The following is a 16,268-nucleotide window of genomic DNA, read 5'->3' on the forward strand; positions in this document are numbered from 1 at the left end:
AAGGCGATTCGGCTCTGGCACGTACCCTCCCCGGTCACGCCGAGTGTAGCTACGCCTGCGCGTTGAGTCACCGCGTGAAGCTGATCTGCCCCGATCTGCCCCGTGTCTCCCCGCGACGCCCCTGAGCTTGGCCTCCCTCTTGGGAGCAGAGCCGCCGAAGCTGAGTTCGTCCAGCGCTCCGAACCCGAGGAGAACTCGATGTCGATCACCATCAGCATGCACCGAACGGGACGGTCCCTCGTCTCCGAAGACCTCTTCCGCCGCCTGACCAGCCGCATCGTCACGACGGAACGGTTCGAGCGCGACCTCGCCGAACGCATCATGGACCAGGCGCTGGCGTTCCTCGCCGCGTGCGGCTCCAACGTCGGCGCCCCACTCGCCCCGAGCGAGCTCGTCGACATCGGCTGGCACACCTTCATCCTCGACACCCACGAGTACGCCGCCTTCTGCGATCGCGTCGCCGGCAGGTTCCTCCACCACGTGCCCACCGACGGCCGGAACGACGAGGAGTCACCCGCGTCCGTCTTCGCCCGGACGACCACGGCGATGCAGCGGCTCGGCTTCTGCCTCGACGACGCACTGTGGCCACGTACCGCACTCGGCAGCTGCACCGGCTGTCACAATGGCTGCCACGAAGACCCGCCGCCGGTCGCGGCCTAGGAGGACGGACAGGATGCCGCGCAGCACCTGGGAAGCCTTGCCCGTCGCGGTGCAAACCGCGATCGAGCGCGAAACCGGCCGCGTACACGACGTCGTACTACCCGACGCAGGCCGCAACTCCGACTTCTCCGCCACCCTGCACACCGAGACCGGCACGCTTTTCTGCAAGGGCATCGCCGACGCGGATGGCAAGCGCGGTCGCATGCACCGCCACGAGGCCGCGGTCAATCCACTCCTCCCGCCCGAGGTCGCTCCTCGGCTGTTGTGGCGCGCCGAGGCCGACGGCTGGCTCCTCCTCGGCTTCGAGCACTCTCGTGGCCACCATGTCGACCTCTCCCCAGGGTCCACCGACCTGAACCTGGTGCGGGAGGCCGTCGCGGCGATGGCAGCGGGCCTGAGCACGGTGTCTGTCGACGCGCCGTCCCTGGCCGAGCAGTGGGCGAGGCTGGCAGCCTGGCGACGACTCGCCAAGGACGCTCCCGCCGATCTCGATCCTTGGGCCCGCAGCCACATCGACGAGCTGACGAGCTGGGAGACCACCGCGGTCGAGCACGTTTCGGGAAACACACTCGCCCACACCGACCTGCATGCCTTGAACCTGCTCAGCAACAACGCAAAGGTCCAGATCGTCGACTGGGCCTGGTCGCGAAACGCCAACCCGGCAGTCGATCCGGCCTTCCTCATCACCCGCCTCCTCGAAGCTGGCCACAAACCCGCAGCAGCGGAGGCCTGGGCAAACCAGCTCCCGCTCTGGCAGCGAATCCCGGCCGAAACCAAGACGGCGTTCGCGGTCGCGATCTGGGGCATCTGGGAGTACCTCGAACGCCACCAGCCCCTGGCCCACCGCCCGGCCCTCACCGCGGCCGCCCGATCATGGGCTCGACACAGGCTCGCCCTCTGATCTCACCTGCTGCCGGTGATGACAAGGCGGGCCGGGCCGGCGCATGGCGATCCGGGCACGGAACGACTGCGCCACCGGACCGTCCGGCAGCGGCGCCATCCACCGGTAGGACGGGGCACGGGCCACAGCGGCCGCCACCAGCGTGCGGCCGAAGCCGAGACGCCGGTACTCAGCCGCTACGTGGACGTAGTCCAGAGTGGCGGTCCGGCAGCTCGCACACGGACTGGCGGTCACCACGCCGACCTCAGTGCGGTCAAGACGGAGTTCGATCCGGCCGGCCAGCGTTCCCGCGGCCGGTGGATGGGCGACGAAAACGAGCCCGTCGCCCGGGTCCGCGTCGGGCGCGTGCTGAACCGTGACGTCGAGGTGCGCCCACTCGGCGAGGTGCCGAGCCGCCGGATCACAACCTTACTGTGCGCGACAGACCTCGCAAAGTGTGCCGTGCAGCCGGTAGCGATGGCTGTAGGGCTTGAGCTTGTCGTAGAGGTCCAGGTCGAGCCGGTGGCCACGTAGACAGACGATGAGCCTGCTGGTCGCGGACCGGACCAGAATCAGCCCGCCGAACTCACCGCGCGCGCCCGATCGAACGGCTCCGCCGACGTGGTGGTCGATCATCGTCACCTCGTGATTGCCCCGGCCAGTTCGAGCGCGACGACTGTGACCTGCGGATCATCCAGCGACCTCGGTCAGCCCGCGGCCGGCAGATACCTCGACGGCGACAGCTCCGCCGGGGCCTGGGAGCTGCAGCGCGACGGTGCGCGGTTGAGCCGCAGCACCGCGGCCACGGCTGGTCGCGACGACTTCGCGGAACTCCAGGTGGCCGAAGCCGTCGTCGGTGAGACCGCGCCACCGGCGGTTCGACACGCGCAGGTCGAGGTCTGCGCTGGGCCACGGACCCGCGGCAAGCAGGACAGCACCTCGATTGCGGACCCGTCCGGCGAGTCGGCGAGCCAGCTGCGGCTGCATGCCGCGGGTGACGGGCGGGCCGAGCACCACCAAGTCGAACCCGTCGATCAACGCCGAGAGCACCGCGGCGACCTCAGCCCCGGGATGGGGAAAGAGAGCGAGCCGGTCGAGGGCTACGCCCAGCTCGGCCGCCGCCACGAGACCAGCCTCGGGCATGCCGGTGATCGCCGCCCACGATCCTTCGCCGATCGCCTCGGCGAGCAACGCGAAGACCAGCGCGGTCGAGCCCGTGACGGACACCGCGCTACCGCGCCGCAACCCGCCCGGCACCAGCTTGGTGAGTGCTGGCGCCAGCGGCAGGGATCCTGCAGGCGCCGAAGCATCCGGGTTCGGCTCGCCCAGCTGCGCGGCTGTGCGAAGGCCGGGTATCGCCGCGAGCCCAGCGACTGCCTCCGGTACCGCCACCCCACACCTCCAGCACCACGAACACGCGCCGGAGACGCTCACGTGGGGAAGTCGCAAGCGAACCCGAACCATCGAACATTTGTTCGGATACTGCGGGTCGGGCCGGGCGCTGTCAAGTCGAGCCGGTCAGCTCACCCCGCTGTGACCGCGCCGGCAACGCGCGGCGCCCGCTTCCGCACCATCTGTCACCAACCACAGCGAACTCGAACATGAGTGCCGCAAGCTATCCTTCCGAGCCGACGGGCACTTCACACTGCTCACGACGGCTTCCGAGGTGAACGACGTGGACGCACAACGACTCTTCATCCATACGCTTCGAGACCTCGAAGAGCGGTCGCAGTCAACGGACGAGTACACGATACTGATGTCGGCGGCCCTGCTTCGGAAGTTGCTCTTCGATGACTTGCGGTTGGTCGACCAGGTCAATCGCACTCACGGGCTGAAGATCCGATTCAGGATCAACGGCGTATCACCGTTCGAGCAGTTTCATTACGACAACCCTCCAATCTTCTACATCATCGAGGATGCCTTCGATCCCGATTCTCCCTTTGCCTTCAACCCTTACGAGGCGACGATGGATCAATTCGTCAACCGGCGGATCATGTACAGCAACGACAACTGGCTCACCGTCCGAGACGCGGTCAACTACTTCGCCAACACCGCCGGAGCAGTTCATCACGGCCCGGCCAAGAACGTACGACAGCACGCGATGGATGCTGCTGCCGCCTTCTACGGCCGCCACGGACTTCCGGGCGCACTGCACCAGATGAAACAGATCGGGCGGGTGACCGTCGAAGGCCTTGGCCCGCTCCGCGAAGCGGTTCTGGCGCCAGGCGAGGCGACCTAGCGCCCAGCAAGCGTCGCAAGAAGCCGCCGGGTACGGGCAAGACCGGCAACCCACAGGAGCCGGCGGACGTATCTATGGGGCGAACACCCCGTCCATCACGAGGTTCTGCCCATCCCAGAGACACCGCGGGATCCCGTCGAACCACACGGGAGCAGGACCGCGCAGTGGTTGCCACCCCGACCGGCCCACTATCACCGCGGTGACCAGGCCGGGCAAACTGATGGCCGGCACATTGCCAGGACGGATTTCCATGTCCCCCCAACAAAATCGCCACTCACGTTCCGCGAGCCAGTCCTCCAGGCCAGGGTTGTAGGTAACCCGCCGGTCAAGCATGCGAACTGGAAGATCTTTCGTCGCCACCCTCTCCTGGCTGTCCATATACCAAACCGGTCGAAATCCCAGGTCGATCGCGGCATCGCGTTTGAGCACCACTGCCCACGGCTCATAGGGACCACGACCGGTCACTCCGGTGCTGAACAAGGCGGCCAGGCCGGCACCGGAAACCTCGGACGTGCATCCCACGGGCCCCCACGTGCCGAACGTGGCAAACCCCTGGATGAAGCCGCAGGTCAGAATCATGGCCAGCCGATCTTCGGGTTTCGCGGGGACACCAAGCGGAGGTGAGTAGACCCCGCGCGGCCGTCCGGTGAAGTGCACCAGGTACGGAGGGAGGTCAGGGTGCTGGCCCACCCCGAACTGCTGAACCACGGGCGCCCACCTCCGTCCGCGACTGACGATCACATCTCACTTGCGACATAGATCGCGTCGGGCCTACAAGAGGTTTCCACTCCCACTATTACGATCTGAGAAACCCAAGGGCTCAATGAACGTGCCCAGTCGGCTCCTCGGCTACGTGGAGCCCGGCGACTCTAATTCGCCGGGCTGCGACGTTCGAGGAAGACGGTGTCGTGCCAGACGCCGTCGCGCTGGGCGATGCGTTCGCGGACGCCGAGAGTGCGGTAGCCGGCTGCGCGGTGCAGCGCGATCGAGGCACGGTTCTCGTTGAAGATCGACGTCTGCAGTGTCCAGAGTCCGGCAGCGTCGGCTTCGGTGACCTGCGTGCGGATCAGCGTCTTGCCGACGCCGCGGCCACGGTGACCTTCGCCGACGTAGATCGAGGTTTCGGCGACCCCGGAGTAGCACTCCCGGGTGGACACCGGCGCGGCGGCGGCCCAGCCGACGACCTCGCCGTCGATCTCGGCGACCCAGCGGTGCCCGGGCAGCCACTTCGCGTGCAACTCGTCACGGCTGGGCACCGTGGTTTCGAACGTGGCGATGCCGGTGGCGATGCCTTCGGCGTAGATACGCCGGACCGCACCCCAGTCGCCTCGGCGAAGCGGCCGCACGGCGACGTCGTCCGGGACGTCCTCAGGGCAGCAGGGGCGGGGCGCGAGCAGGCCCATGACCGCGTCGGCCGCGTGCGGCAGGCCGGTGCAGCAGGCCTCGTTGACCGTGACGACCGTGGCCGTGCCGCGCTTGTGCATGTGCAGGAATCCGACGTCGGCGAGCTTGCGGACGTGGTGGGAGACGTTGCCCTGGCTGATGCCCATGATCTCGGTCAGCCCGCCGATGGTGAGCTCGCGGTTCGCGGTCGCCACGACGTGCAGGATCTTGACCCGGGTCGGTTCGGCCAGGCAGGAGAACCACTCCGCGTACGTGGCGGCCTCGGCGTCCGGCAGTACCGGCGGCGTGACCGGCAGGGTCGTCGTCATGCCCTCAAGTATTGACCGTGATTGATGGTTGCGTCAATCAATGGCGGTCGATACATTGCTCGTCATCGCTTCATCAAGCAATGTCGATGAAAGGACCTGGGGATGGACGAGTTGCCCGTTGTCGTCGTGGGGGCCGGCCCGGTGGGGCTGGCCGCGGCCGCGCAGCTGCTGGAACGCGGCCTCGAGCCGCTGGTGCTCGAACGCGGCGCCCAGGCCGGGGCCGCGGTGGCGGAGTGGAACCACGTCCGGCTGTTCTCGCCGTGGTCGGAGCTGGTCGACCCAGCCGCCGCACGGCTGCTGGAGCCGACCGGCTGGGTCCAGCCCGACGGCAGCGCCTACCCGACCGGCCGTGAATGGGCCGAGGCGTACCTGCGTCCGCTGGCCGCCGTCCTCGGCGAGCGAGTGCGGCTCGGGGCCGAAGTCATCGGGGTGGCCCGGCGGGGCCGGGACCGGATCGTCGACAGCGGCCGCGACGGCGAGCCGTTCTCCGTGCACGTCCGCACCGCCACCGGCGAGGAGCGGGTCCTGGCCCGCGCGGTCATCGACGCCTCAGGCACCTGGACGACGCCGAACCCGCTCGGCGGCGAAGGTCTGCCCGCGATCGGCGAGCGCGCCGCGGCCGACCGGATCTCCTACCGGGTGCCGGACCTGGCGGCGGAGCGAGCCCGGTACGCGGGCAAGCACATGGTCGTGGCGGGCAGCGGGCATTCCGCGCTGACGGCGCTGGTCGCGCTGGCCGGGCTCGGCGGGGACACGCGGATCAGCTGGGTGCTGCGCCGCGGCGGGATCGGCAACACCTTCGGCGGCGGTGACGCCGACCAGCTCCCGGCCCGTGGCGCGCTCGGGCTGCGTGCGAAGGAGGCCGTGGACGCCGGGCAGGTCACGGTGGTGACCGGGTTCCGTACCGAGGCGATCGAGCGCACCGGCGGATCGATCGCGCTGATGTCGGCGGACGGCCGGCGGCTCGAGGATGTCGACGAGGTGATCGCCCTGACTGGGTTCCGGCCCGAGCTGTCGTGGCTGTCGGAGATCCGGCTGGAGCTGGACCCGACGCTGCAGGCGCCGGTCGCGCTGGCGCCGCTGGTCGACCCGAACGTCCACTCCTGCGGCACCGTCTACCCGCACGGCGCGAAGGAGCTCTCGCACCCCGAGCAGAACTTCTACCTGGCCGGGATGAAGAGCTACGGCCGCGCGCCGACGTTCCTCGCCCAGACCGGCTACGAGCAGGTCCGCAGCATCGCCGCCGAGCTGGCCGGTGACCACGAGGCCGCCGCCCGGGTCGAGCTGATCATGGCCGAGACCGGGGTCTGCGGCGGCGCCGGCCTGTTCGACGAGCCCGACAGCGGCGCGTCCGGCTGCTGCGGCCCGGCCGAGCCCGAACTGCTGACGCTGTCGGCGCCGCCCGCCGCGTCGAACTGAGCCGGTGCCGGCGACCACGAGCACCACGGCGCAGTCCCTGAGCAGCTCGGGGCTGCGCCGGGTGCTCGCGATCCTGTGCGTCACCCAGATCACCAGCTGGGGAATCCTCTACTACGCCTTCCCCGTACTCGCCCCGGACATCGCCCGCGCGACCGGCTGGCCGACCACGGCGGTGGTCGCCGCGCTGTCCGGCGCTCAGCTGGTCACCGCCGTGGCGGGCATCCCGGTCGGGCGGTGGCTGGACCGGCGTGGGCCGCGTGCGGTGATGACCACCGGCTCGGTGCTCGGTGTGCTGGCGGTGCTCGCGGTGGCGACCGCGCCGAACCTCGCGTGGTTCGTCATCGCGTGGGCGGTGGCCGGGGCGGCGATGAGCGGGGTGCTGTATCCGCCGGCGTTCGCGGCGCTGACCCGCTGGTACGGGCCGCGCCGGATCTCGGCCCTGACCGTCCTCACCCTGGCTGGGGGTCTGGCGAGCACGGTGTTCGCGCCGGTGACGGCGCTGCTGGCCGCGCATCTGGACTGGCGCCACACCTACCTGGTGCTGGCCGTCGTCTTGGCGGCGGTCACGGTCCCCGCGCACTGGTGGGGCTTGCGGGGGCCGTGGCCGGACGCCGAGCCGGCGGTGCACGTCGAGCACGACGACCCGCGGCGGATCGCCCGCAGCGGGGCGTTCGTGGTGCTGATGATCGCGTTGAGTATGGCGACGTTCTCGGCGTTCGCGGTCGTGGTGAACCTGGTGCCGCTGCTGACCGAACGCGGCGTCAGCCCCGGGATCGCCGCCGTCGCGCTCGGGCTCGGCGGCGCCGGGCAGGTGCTGGGCCGGCTCGGCTACAGCGCGCTCTCGCGCACCACCAGCGTCCGGGCTCGCACGGGCATCATCCTGCTGGCCACGTCGGTGACGACCGCGTTGATGGCGGTGCTGTCCTCGACGGGCGCGCTGATCGCCGCGGCGGTCGTGGCGGGGATGGCCCGCGGCGTCTTCACCTTGCTGCAAGCGACGGCGATCACCGACCGCTGGGGCGCCACCCACTACGGCCGCCTCAACGGGCTGATGGCCGCGCCGATGACGATCACCATGGCGCTCGCCCCGTTCGCGGGCGCCGCGCTCGCCGGGCTGCTGGGCGGCTACGCCCACGCCTTCCTCGTCCTCGCCGCGGTCAACACCGCGGCTGCCGTGCTGGCGCTGGCCAGCAATCCTCGAATACCTACTGGGAGAACGTCATGACCGACTTCGACGCGATCGTCGTGGGCGGTGGCCACGCCGGCCTCGCCGCCGCCCACGCCCTCCGCACCCGCGGCCTCGCTCCCGTGCTGCTGGAAGCCGGGCCCGAGCCGGTCGGGTCGTGGCCGCATTACTACGACAGCCTCACTCTCTTCTCCCCGGCCCGCTACAGCAGCCTGCCCGGCCTGCCCTTCCCCGGCGATCCCGACCGATACCCACACCGCGACGAGGTCGTGGACTACCTGCGCAACTACGCCGCCCACCTCGACGTCGACATCCGCACCCGCCACCGCGTCACCGCCGTGACCCGCGACGGCGGCGGCTTCACCGCGCACGCCACCGGCGAGACGGCGGTGCGGGCACCGGTCCTGATCGCCGCGACCGGCGGATTCGGCCGCCCGCACCGGCCCGCACTGCCGGGGCTGGCCGAGTTCACCGGCACCGTGCTGCACAGCAGCGACTACCGCGAACCCGGCCCGTTCACCGGGCAGCGGGTCATCGTCGTGGGCGCCGGGAACTCGGCGGTGCAGATCGCCGTCGAGCTCGCCGCGCACGCCCGCGTCAGCCTCGCCACCCGTGCGCCGGTGAAGTTCGCGCCGCAACGGCCGCTGGGCCGGGACGTGCACTTTTGGTCCGCCACGCTCGGCTTCGACCACCTGCCGATCGGGCATCTGCTGCGCAGCACACCGGCGTCGCCGGTCCTCGACTCCGGCCGCTACCGCGAAGCCCTCGCCGCCGGTAGCCCGGACCGCCGCGACATGTTCACCCGCCTCGAAGACGACCAGGTGCGGTGGCCCGACGGCAGCCGCGAGCGCGTCGACGCCGTCATCCTCGCCACCGGCTTCCGACCCGAACTGTCCTATCTCGAAGACCTCGGCGCCTTGACGGAGGACGGCATCCCGCTGCACTCACGTGGACTGTCCACAGTGGTCGACCGGCTCGGGTATGTGGGGCTGGAATGGCAACGCAGCCTCGCGTCGGCCACCGTGCGCGGTGTCGGCCGCGACGCCACCTACGTCACCGCACGGCTGAGCACGAACACGGTGACGCGACGCTGCTGTGCACCGGCGGGGTGACGCATTCTTGGGTCTCGGAACAGCAGCGATCACGAAGCAGGCGTGGCCACGCCCGTCTTCCGGAGAGAACACTGACCGAGTGGACAAGCAGGAGGTTCACGACGAGCTGGAGCGGGCGCGGCAGGAGTTCCACGCGCTTCTCGCCGCCGCCGGCGAAGACGACCTGCGCCGGGCGAGTTCCGGCACCAAGTGGAACAACCGGCAGTTGTTGTTCCACATGCTGCTCGGTTACCTGATCATGCGGGCTTTGCTGCGGCTGGTGCACTGGTTCGGGCGGCGGCCCGATGGGGTGAGCCGCTGGTACGCGTCGCTGCTCAACGCCGGGACCAAGCCGTTCGACGTGGTGAACTTCGCCGGTTCCTGGCTGGGCGGGACGACGATGCCGCGCAGCTGGATGCTCGCGATGTTCGACCGGACCATCGTGAAGCTGCACCGCCGGCTCGACCGGGAAACGGACGCTGACCTGACGCTGGGCATGCACTACCCGACCCGCTGGGACCCGTTCTTCCAGGACTACATGACCGTGGCTGACGTCTACCGCTTCCCGACCCAGCACTTCGACTTCCACCGAGCCCAGCTCACCCTGCCCGCCGAGCGCTGAGCTCGCAGACGTTCAGGGCATCGCAGGTACTCCACGCGCCCGGGGAGAATCCAGTAGCGGACATGGCGAGCTCGTGATGCGATGCCGGTTTGGACGGAGAAGGAGGCACCGTGGCCGAACCGCTGACGCTGGTGATCGAGACCGACGCCGGCACCGCGATCCGCCGCATCCCGGACGCCTCGCCGTTGCCGGATGGCGAGACCCAGGGTCATGCGGCCGAGGACGCCATCCGCGACGCGGCAGCGACCTGGGGCCTACCGGACTTTGTCTTCCTGCCCGAACAGCAGCGCGTCGGATCCGGCGTGCGCGAACTCGGCGACGGGCTGCTGCTCGTCGGCGACCACGCAGCCGTCATCCAGTCAAAGAGCCGCACCGATCCCACCGACAACGCCGACCGCGAGCTGTCCTGGCTGCGCAAGAACGTCGAGAAGGGGCTGAAGCAGGGCAGCGGAACCGTGCGTCAGCTGAAGCTGACCAGCGCGAACATGACCAACGCCCGCGGCCGCACGGTGCCCGTGGACGGCAAGGACTACACCTGGCTGACCGTGGTCATCGTCGACCACACCGACCCGCCGCGCGGGTTCCAACCCCCTCCGGCGCCCACCGAGGTGCCGGCGATCGTGCTGCTTCGCCGGGACTGGGAGTTCCTGTTCGATCACCTGCGCTCGACGCGGTTCGTGCTCGCCTACCTCCTGCGCGCGGCCCGAGGCGGCGACGTCGTCGAGCTAGGCGACGAGCCACGCCGCTACCACGAGTACGCCCTGGCCGACGTGGCCGCCACGCCTGATCCGGTGGATCCGGCGGTGGCTCCGCTCGTCAACGCGAAGCCGACGACGGTCGCCTCGACCGCCCGGGCCCCGCTCGAACCAGTAGGCCGCGAAGACCGAGCCGCGCACATCCTCTATCGGATGATCATGGAAGACGTGGCGAACACCCCGATCCCGGAAGCCCGGGAGACGGATCGCCTGCTCATGCTCGCTGCGCTGGACGGGCTACCAGTCGGCAACCGCAGCGAGCTCGGCCGCACCTTGGTGCAGTTCATGAAGTCCGCCGCCCAGCACCAGGGCGACGGAACGCTCACCCACAGCCGGACGGTGATCCCCAACCCGGGCGAATTCGACCCGCTGGTGTTCATCGTGGCGTCGAAGCTCTCCGAGGAAGCCAACTACGCCTTGATGTTCCGGATGCAGGTGCTGCACCACGACTACAGCACCGCGGTCGGAGACTGGGAACACTGCACTCTGGGCGTCATGCTCACGCCCACGAGCGTGCCCGGCAGGCTGTGGAACACCAGCACAACGGCACTCTGGGGCGATCAAGGTCAGCCGCCCGAAGTCATCGAAGAACTACGAACCATCATCGCCGACAGCGCGATCTGACCGACGAGTCTCAAGACACCGAGGCGAGCCCCGGGGTGGCGAGCAGGCCGGACAGCTGGCTCAGGGTCTCCGACCTGGGCCGGTAGTACACCCAGGTCCCGCGGCGTTCGCTGGTGACCAGGCCTGCTTCGCGCAGCACCTTCAGGTGATGGGAGATCGTCGGGCCGCTCAGGTCGAACGCTGCGGTCAGATCGCAGACGCAGCTTTCGCCTTCCGCCGAGGTGATCAGCGACAGCAGGCGCAACCGCACCGGGTCGCCCAGCGCCTTGAACGCCTTCGCCAGGTCCACCGCCTGGTCAGCCGTCAAAGCCTCGGCGGCCAAAGGCGCGCAGCAGCCTTGGGTGATCACCGGGAGCAATGTTGGCCCGACTTGCTGTTTAGTCACCCATCTATATTGACATCCATCTAATCCATGGGCAAACTTGAGCCACTGATTCGACATCTATCTAGATAGGCCCGTTATGATCAAGCTGCTCCGCAGGCTGTTCTCCGCCTCGACGATCACCGAGTTCTGCGAGTCGTGCGCGCAGGTGTGCACCGGTCAGTGCCGCGCCAACGCCCTGCTCGACCAGGCCCGGACCCGCGCGCTGCAGCTGTCTTCCCGCTTCTGACGCCTCGACCTCGCAAGGAGATCCGTGATGAGCACTGAGACGACCGGCGGTTTTGCCGGCGACCCCGCCGAAGCCTTCACCCCGCCCGTCTCGACCGGCTGTTGCGGCACCGCACCCGCAATGGTCACCCCGGCGACCACCACGACCTGCTGCGGCACCGCGGAGGCAGCAGCCGCCGCCGGTGCCTGCTGCAATCCGGCCGCGAAAGCCGACGCCGTCGCCGAGGGCGCCGGTTGCTGCGGATGACCACGACGGCAGCGACAGAGCTTTCCGGTAGTCGTCTGCGGTCCACCGTCACCACGCTGGCCGGGGACCGCTTCACCGGCCGCCGAGTCGGCACCCCGGGCGGCCACGCGGCCGCCACGTGGCTCGCCGGACAGCTGGAGGCGATCGGCGCGACGGTCACGACCGACGAGTTCCCCGTCGTCGTGCGCGAGCTGTACCGGACACCCGAGCTTCACCAGGGCGACCTTCAGCTGGTGCACCGCCGGGACTTCGTCGAACACCTCGCGTCGGCCAATCTGCCCGAAACCCGCACCGCCGAGCTGGTGGCCGCCGACGCCGGCCGGCTCACCGATCGCTGGGTGCTCGCGCCGGACCTGGGGGTTTCGGCGCGAGCTACCCGCGACGGCGCAGCCGGGCTGCTCGTGCCGCGCGGAACCGATGAAGCCGGGTGGATGCCGAAGATGATCGTCGGCCCCATGCCCGGCGATCTGCCGGTCATCGCGGTCCGCACCGAGCTGCACGAGCGCTTGGCCGCCGGTCAGGTGATCAGCGCATCGATGCCGCTGCGCACCGTCGAGGTGACCGGGTCCAACGTGCACGGGCAGCTGCGCACCGCTACGAGCGGCGGCCCTGACATTCTGCTGACCGCGCACTTCGAGGCGTCGGCGACGACCCGGAGCAGCGGCTGCCCGCCGCGGCGGACAACGCGTCCGGCGTCGCCGTCGTGCTCGAGGCTGCCCGTCTGCTCGCCGGCACGCTCCCGGACGGCGTCGGCTTGGCGGTCACGTTCCTCGACGCCGAGGAAGCCGGAGCCCGCGGCTCCGCCCATCACGCACCGACCGTCCCGGCCGGCACGGTCGTGCTCAACGTCGACGGCGCCGCCCAGCTCGGCGACGCCGCCGCGGTGGAAGCAGGCGGGCCGGCGCACGGGCTGCTCGCCGCGCTCGACCAGGCCGGCCGGGAGACCGGCGTGCCGCTGCGGGCCGGGGCGATGGCGTCGGACAACCACCGCTACGCCGCGGCCGGGCTGGCCGCGGTCGGGATCGGCATGGGAATGCCCGGCTACCAGACCCCGGCCGAGACCCCCGATCGCGTGGAGACCGGCACCCTGATCTCGGCGACCCGGCTCGTCGTCGCCACAGTTATGGGGTTGGCCAACCACTCACGAGGATGATCTGCGTTGACTCACAAGGAGGAATTACAACGCGGGGTGTGATGCAGACGCCTTATCGGGGACCGGAATAGCCGAGTGACCGTCGAGGTCGCGGTTCCTAGCGTGGATGGGATGGCGCGGCATCGAAAACTCCCCGCAAGTCAGTACGAATGCCAGTACTGCAACCGGCGACACTTCAAGGATTCGGAAGCCGGACGGGAATGCGCACGCCGAGCCCAGCGGACACGCACCCGACGCTCTACAGCTCGAACACCAGTCCACCGGCCGACGTGGAACCCGTCGCCCGCGGTTCCGCGAAGCACGCGACCGCGACCGTCGGCGGCACCCCCACCTGTGGCGCCACCGGCTCGCGCCGTCGCGCCGCAGTTCGACCGCAGGGCCACCCGCCGCCAGCATGCCAAGGAGTCATTGAGCCGGGATCCCTCGAACATCGCCGGCGACGTCGTGGCCTATGTCTTCGATGAGAACGGTTTCTACACCCGGCTGGCCAACCGTGCCATCGACAAGGTCCCGTGGACTTCCCCTGTCCGCTACCGCAAACACGGGCTCTGCGTCTGCCTCAACAACGTGGCGAAAGGGCTCGATCCCGGTACTTACGCCAAATACGCGCAGCAGCCGTTGCGGGCGGGCCTGGTTTTGGTCGGCTGCCCGAAGTTCCTCGCCGAAGTCCTCAGCGCGGCATCCGCCTTCGGCATCAAGCAGATCCTCGGCACGTTGCCGCATGCTCAGCTATACAAGACGCTGCGGGTCATGATTCCGCTGGTCTGCCCGGACTTGGACGTCTGCCCAGCTCGGCAAGACGTGGTGAAGACCTATGCCTCGCCGGTGCTGGCTCAGGAGCTCAAGGAGTACGTCGCCGGCCTCCGCTGAACCGGTGCCATCAGCCCAGCAGCTGCGCGGCGATGTCGGCGACCGCGGCCCGGGCGGTCCGGCCGACGCCGATCAGGGTGGCCGAGGCCGGTCCGGTCCAGTCGCCGTAGCCGACGAGGTGCAGCCCGGGCACGTCGAGGGCGCGGGTGCCCTCGGTCCGGACGTGTCCGCCGGTGCTGCGCAGCTTCAGCGGCGCGAGGTGGCCGAGCTCGGGCCGGAACCCGGTGCACCAGATGACGACGTCCGCCTCGGTCGTAGTGCCATCCGGCCACAGCGGTCCCTCGGGCGTGAGCCGGGTGAACATCGGGCGGGCGTTGAGCGCGCCGGCGTCGCGAGCGCGACGCACCGGCGGCACCGCGACGATGTCGCCGAGCCCGGCAACCCCGCCAGGGTCGGCGGCGCCGCGGTCGAGAGCCTGACGGCGGCGCGTGGCGATGTCGAACAGCGCGTGCCCGTCGACCTCGTCGGGCAGGAAGCGCGGTGCTCGGCGTGTCGCCCAGGCGACCTCGGCGATGCCGGTGAGGTCCGCAGCGATCTGCGCGCCGGAGTTTCCGCCGCCGACCACGACCACGCGCTGGCCGGCGAACTCGCCGGGGCCGCGGTAGTCGACGGTGTGCAGCTGACGGCCGGCGAAGGAGCCGGGCACCAGCGGCAGGAACGGCCGCCACCAGGTCCCGGTGGCGCTGATGACGGCCTTCGCGGTCCAGGTGCCGGTGTCGGCGGTGACCGTGAAGCCGTCGCCGCTGGACTCGACCGCGGTGACGGTGACTCCGCGGTGGACGGGCAGCTCGTAGCGTTTCTCGTAGGCGGTGAGGTAGTCCACGACGTGGCTGGCCGGCGGATACCACTCGTCGCGATACGGCGGCATCAGCCAGCCGGGCAGCGAGCTGAACCGGGCCGGGGAGAACAGCCGCAGCGAGTCCCAGCCGTGCAGCCAGGCGCCGCCGGGCTGGGTCCGGGCGTCGAGGATGACGAAGTCGAGGCCCGCGCGGCGGAGGTAGTAGCCGGCGGCCAGTCCTGCCTGGCCGCCGCCGACCACGACCACCTGCGTCGAGGACATCACTTCGGTTGCGGGGTCTTCTCGACCCACCGCTTGCGCAGCCACAAGCTGACGTACACCAGCCCGACGAGGACCGGCACCTCGATCAGCGGGCCGACCACTCCGGCCAGGGCCTGGCCCGACGTCACGCCGAACACGCCGATCGCGACCGCGATCGCGAGCTCGAAGTTGTTGCCCGCCGCGGTGAACGCCAGCGTCGTGGTCCGCGCATACGACAGTCCGGATGCCTTGCCGAGCAGGTAGCCGCCGCCCCACATGATCGCGAAGTAGGCCAGCAGCGGCAGCGCGATGCGGGCGACGTGCAGCGGCTGCGAGGTGATCGTCTCGCCCTGCAGCGCGAACAGCACGACGATCGTGAACAGGAGACCGTAGAGCGCGATCGGGCCGATCTTCGGCAGGAACTTGCTCTCGTACCAGTCGCGACCCTTGCTGCGCTCGCCGATCCGCCGCGACAGGTAGCCCGCGGCCAGCGGGATGCCGAGGAAGATGACCACGGACAGTGCGATCTCCCACGGCGAGAAGGAGACGCTGGTCGTGTCGAGGCCGAGCCAGCCGGGCAGCAGGTCGAGGTAGAACCAGCCGAGCACGCCGAACATGATCACCTGAAAGACCGAGTTGAGCGCGACCAGCACGGCGGCGGCTTCGCGGTCGCCGCAGGCGAGGTCGTTCCAGATGATGACCATGGCGATGCAGCGGGCCAGCCCGACGATGATCAACCCGGTCCGGTACTCCGGCAGGTCCGGCAGCAGCAGCCACGCGAGCGCGAACATCAGCGCGGGCCCAAGGATCCAGTTCAAGACGAGCGACAGGACCATGGTGCGCTTGTCGCGAGTGACGGTGTCAAGGCGGTCGTAGCGGACCTTCGCCAGCACCGGGTACATCATCAGCAGCAGGCCGAGCGCGATCGGCAGCGACACCTGCCCGATCTTCACCGCCTCCAGCACGCCCTGCAGTCCGGGGATGACGCTGCCGAGACCGAGCCCGGCGGCCATCGCGGCGATGATCCACACCGGGAGGAAGCGGTCCAGGAAGGACAGTCTGTGCAGGACGTCGGCGTCGGCCGGGGTGGCGGTCTTGTCGGCGGTCTCGGTCACGGACCGTGCCGGTGCGGATGTCGACGTCATGAGCGCGCAGCTCGTC

The 16,268-nt window shown here is 69.8% G+C and carries 20 protein-coding genes; 12 read left to right on the forward strand and 8 right to left on the reverse strand.

Annotated elements, in window-relative coordinates; translation table 11 throughout:
• Window positions 1-198 precede the first annotated feature (198 nt).
• Window positions 199-660 (forward strand): hypothetical protein, encoded by a 462-nt coding sequence (locus H5965_RS29430; protein ID WP_310973707.1) that lies wholly within the window; start codon window positions 199-201, stop codon window positions 658-660.
• Between the two features lie 13 nt (window positions 661-673).
• Window positions 674-1,561: a hypothetical protein gene (locus tag H5965_RS29435; protein WP_310973708.1), complete on the forward strand. Its 888-nt coding sequence runs from the start codon at window positions 674-676 to the stop codon at window positions 1,559-1,561.
• Here H5965_RS29435 and H5965_RS29440 read toward each other — a convergent pair.
• From H5965_RS29440 to H5965_RS29450, 3 genes are all read right to left on the reverse strand, one after another.
• Window positions 1,532-1,798 carry a GNAT family N-acetyltransferase gene (locus tag H5965_RS29440; protein ID WP_396136956.1) on the reverse strand — a complete coding sequence of 89 codons (267 nt, stop codon included), beginning with the start codon at window positions 1,796-1,798 and terminating at the stop codon, window positions 1,532-1,534. The two genes, H5965_RS29435 and H5965_RS29440, sit on opposite strands and share 30 nt — an antisense overlap.
• 171 nt (window positions 1,799-1,969) lie before the next feature.
• Entirely contained in the window at window positions 1,970-2,182 is a 213-nt protein-coding gene (locus H5965_RS29445; protein WP_310973710.1) for a hypothetical protein, read from the reverse strand.
• A gap of 48 nt (window positions 2,183-2,230) precedes the next feature.
• Window positions 2,231-2,932 carry a hypothetical protein gene (locus H5965_RS29450; RefSeq protein WP_310973712.1) on the reverse strand — a complete coding sequence of 234 codons (702 nt, stop codon included), beginning with the start codon at window positions 2,930-2,932 and terminating at the stop codon, window positions 2,231-2,233.
• Window positions 2,933-3,215: 283 nt separating this feature from the next.
• Between H5965_RS29450 and H5965_RS29455 the strand changes: the two genes are divergently transcribed.
• Window positions 3,216-3,779, forward strand: coding sequence for a hypothetical protein (locus H5965_RS29455; RefSeq protein ID WP_310973713.1), 564 nt, complete (start codon window positions 3,216-3,218; stop codon window positions 3,777-3,779).
• 72 nt (window positions 3,780-3,851) lie between these two features.
• Here the strand turns inward: H5965_RS29455 and H5965_RS29460 are convergent, their stop codons facing one another.
• Both H5965_RS29460 and H5965_RS29465 read right to left on the reverse strand, forming a co-directional pair.
• Window positions 3,852-4,487 carry a hypothetical protein gene (locus tag H5965_RS29460; RefSeq protein ID WP_310973715.1) on the reverse strand — a complete coding sequence of 212 codons (636 nt, stop codon included), beginning with the start codon at window positions 4,485-4,487 and terminating at the stop codon, window positions 3,852-3,854.
• A 161-nt stretch (window positions 4,488-4,648) separates the two neighbouring features.
• Entirely contained in the window at window positions 4,649-5,491 is an 843-nt protein-coding gene (locus tag H5965_RS29465; RefSeq protein WP_310973716.1) for a metalloregulator ArsR/SmtB family transcription factor, read from the reverse strand.
• A gap of 102 nt (window positions 5,492-5,593) precedes the next feature.
• On the opposite strand from H5965_RS29465, the gene H5965_RS29470 reads away from it, so the two are divergent.
• The 5 genes from H5965_RS29470 to H5965_RS29490 all read left to right on the forward strand — a co-directional run bounded on the left by H5965_RS29470 (window position 5,594) and on the right by H5965_RS29490 (window position 11,188).
• A complete protein-coding gene (locus H5965_RS29470) occupies window positions 5,594-6,910 on the forward strand; it encodes an NAD(P)-binding domain-containing protein (RefSeq protein WP_310973717.1) in 1,317 nt (438 codons plus the stop codon).
• A 4-nt stretch (window positions 6,911-6,914) separates the two neighbouring features.
• Window positions 6,915-8,135, forward strand: coding sequence for an MFS transporter (locus H5965_RS29475; RefSeq protein ID WP_310973719.1), 1,221 nt, complete (start codon window positions 6,915-6,917; stop codon window positions 8,133-8,135).
• Complete coding sequence (locus tag H5965_RS29480) at window positions 8,132-9,208, forward strand: NAD(P)-binding domain-containing protein (protein WP_310973721.1); 1,077 nt, start codon at window positions 8,132-8,134, stop codon at window positions 9,206-9,208. The genes H5965_RS29475 and H5965_RS29480 overlap by 4 nt, the downstream gene beginning before the upstream one ends.
• 79 nt (window positions 9,209-9,287) lie before the next feature.
• A complete protein-coding gene (locus H5965_RS29485; RefSeq protein ID WP_310973723.1) occupies window positions 9,288-9,809 on the forward strand; it encodes a DinB family protein in 522 nt (173 codons plus the stop codon).
• A 110-nt stretch (window positions 9,810-9,919) separates the two neighbouring features.
• Complete coding sequence (locus H5965_RS29490) at window positions 9,920-11,188, forward strand: hypothetical protein (RefSeq protein ID WP_310973725.1); 1,269 nt, start codon at window positions 9,920-9,922, stop codon at window positions 11,186-11,188.
• Between the two features lie 10 nt (window positions 11,189-11,198).
• Here the strand turns inward: H5965_RS29490 and H5965_RS29495 are convergent, their stop codons facing one another.
• Window positions 11,199-11,537, reverse strand: coding sequence for a metalloregulator ArsR/SmtB family transcription factor (locus H5965_RS29495; RefSeq protein WP_310973726.1), 339 nt, complete (start codon window positions 11,535-11,537; stop codon window positions 11,199-11,201).
• Window positions 11,538-11,649: 112 nt separating this feature from the next.
• Between H5965_RS29495 and H5965_RS29500 the strand changes: the two genes are divergently transcribed.
• From H5965_RS29500 to H5965_RS29515, 4 genes are all read left to right on the forward strand, one after another.
• The gene (locus tag H5965_RS29500; protein ID WP_310973727.1) at window positions 11,650-11,799 is read left to right on the forward strand and encodes a hypothetical protein; all 150 of its coding nucleotides are present in this window, start codon (window positions 11,650-11,652) and stop codon (window positions 11,797-11,799) included.
• 27 nt (window positions 11,800-11,826) lie between these two features.
• A complete protein-coding gene (locus H5965_RS29505; protein ID WP_310973729.1) occupies window positions 11,827-12,045 on the forward strand; it encodes a hypothetical protein in 219 nt (72 codons plus the stop codon).
• A 664-nt stretch (window positions 12,046-12,709) separates the two neighbouring features.
• Window positions 12,710-13,198 carry a M28 family peptidase gene (locus tag H5965_RS29510; protein ID WP_310974188.1) on the forward strand — a complete coding sequence of 163 codons (489 nt, stop codon included), beginning with the start codon at window positions 12,710-12,712 and terminating at the stop codon, window positions 13,196-13,198.
• Window positions 13,199-13,531: 333 nt separating this feature from the next.
• The gene (locus H5965_RS29515; protein WP_310973731.1) at window positions 13,532-14,068 is read left to right on the forward strand and encodes a hypothetical protein; all 537 of its coding nucleotides are present in this window, start codon (window positions 13,532-13,534) and stop codon (window positions 14,066-14,068) included.
• Window positions 14,069-14,078: 10 nt separating this feature from the next.
• Here the strand turns inward: H5965_RS29515 and H5965_RS29520 are convergent, their stop codons facing one another.
• Together H5965_RS29520 and arsB are read right to left on the reverse strand one after the other, a co-directional pair.
• Window positions 14,079-15,128 (reverse strand): ArsO family NAD(P)H-dependent flavin-containing monooxygenase, encoded by a 1,050-nt coding sequence (locus H5965_RS29520; protein ID WP_310973733.1) that lies wholly within the window; start codon window positions 15,126-15,128, stop codon window positions 14,079-14,081.
• A complete protein-coding gene (gene arsB / locus H5965_RS29525) occupies window positions 15,128-16,252 on the reverse strand; it encodes an ACR3 family arsenite efflux transporter (protein WP_396136957.1) in 1,125 nt (374 codons plus the stop codon). Before arsB ends, H5965_RS29520 begins: the two co-directional genes overlap by 1 nt.
• Window positions 16,253-16,268: the final 16 nt, after the last annotated feature.

The sequence above is a fragment of the Amycolatopsis sp. 505 genome (assembly GCF_031625235.1).
Taxonomy (GTDB): domain Bacteria; phylum Actinomycetota; class Actinomycetes; order Mycobacteriales; family Pseudonocardiaceae; genus Amycolatopsis.

What these genes read in the sequence shown, in the direction of transcription:
- H5965_RS29500 (WP_310973727.1), top strand. Translation starts at nt 11,650, where the DNA reads ATGATCAAGCTGCTCCGCAGGCTGTTCTCCGCCTCGACGATCACCGAG.
- H5965_RS29430 (WP_310973707.1), top strand. Translation starts at nt 199, where the DNA reads ATGTCGATCACCATCAGCATGCACCGAACGGGACGGTCCCTCGTCTCC.
- H5965_RS29435 (WP_310973708.1), top strand. Translation starts at nt 674, where the DNA reads ATGCCGCGCAGCACCTGGGAAGCCTTGCCCGTCGCGGTGCAAACCGCG.
- H5965_RS29465 (WP_310973716.1), bottom strand. Translation starts at nt 5,491, where the DNA reads ATGACGACGACCCTGCCGGTCACGCCGCCGGTACTGCCGGACGCCGAG.
- H5965_RS29470 (WP_310973717.1), top strand. Translation starts at nt 5,594, where the DNA reads ATGGACGAGTTGCCCGTTGTCGTCGTGGGGGCCGGCCCGGTGGGGCTG.
- H5965_RS29505 (WP_310973729.1), top strand. Translation starts at nt 11,827, where the DNA reads ATGAGCACTGAGACGACCGGCGGTTTTGCCGGCGACCCCGCCGAAGCC.
- H5965_RS29480 (WP_310973721.1), top strand. Translation starts at nt 8,132, where the DNA reads ATGACCGACTTCGACGCGATCGTCGTGGGCGGTGGCCACGCCGGCCTC.
- H5965_RS29520 (WP_310973733.1), bottom strand. Translation starts at nt 15,128, where the DNA reads ATGTCCTCGACGCAGGTGGTCGTGGTCGGCGGCGGCCAGGCAGGACTG.
- arsB (WP_396136957.1), bottom strand. Translation starts at nt 16,252, where the DNA reads ATGACGTCGACATCCGCACCGGCACGGTCCGTGACCGAGACCGCCGAC.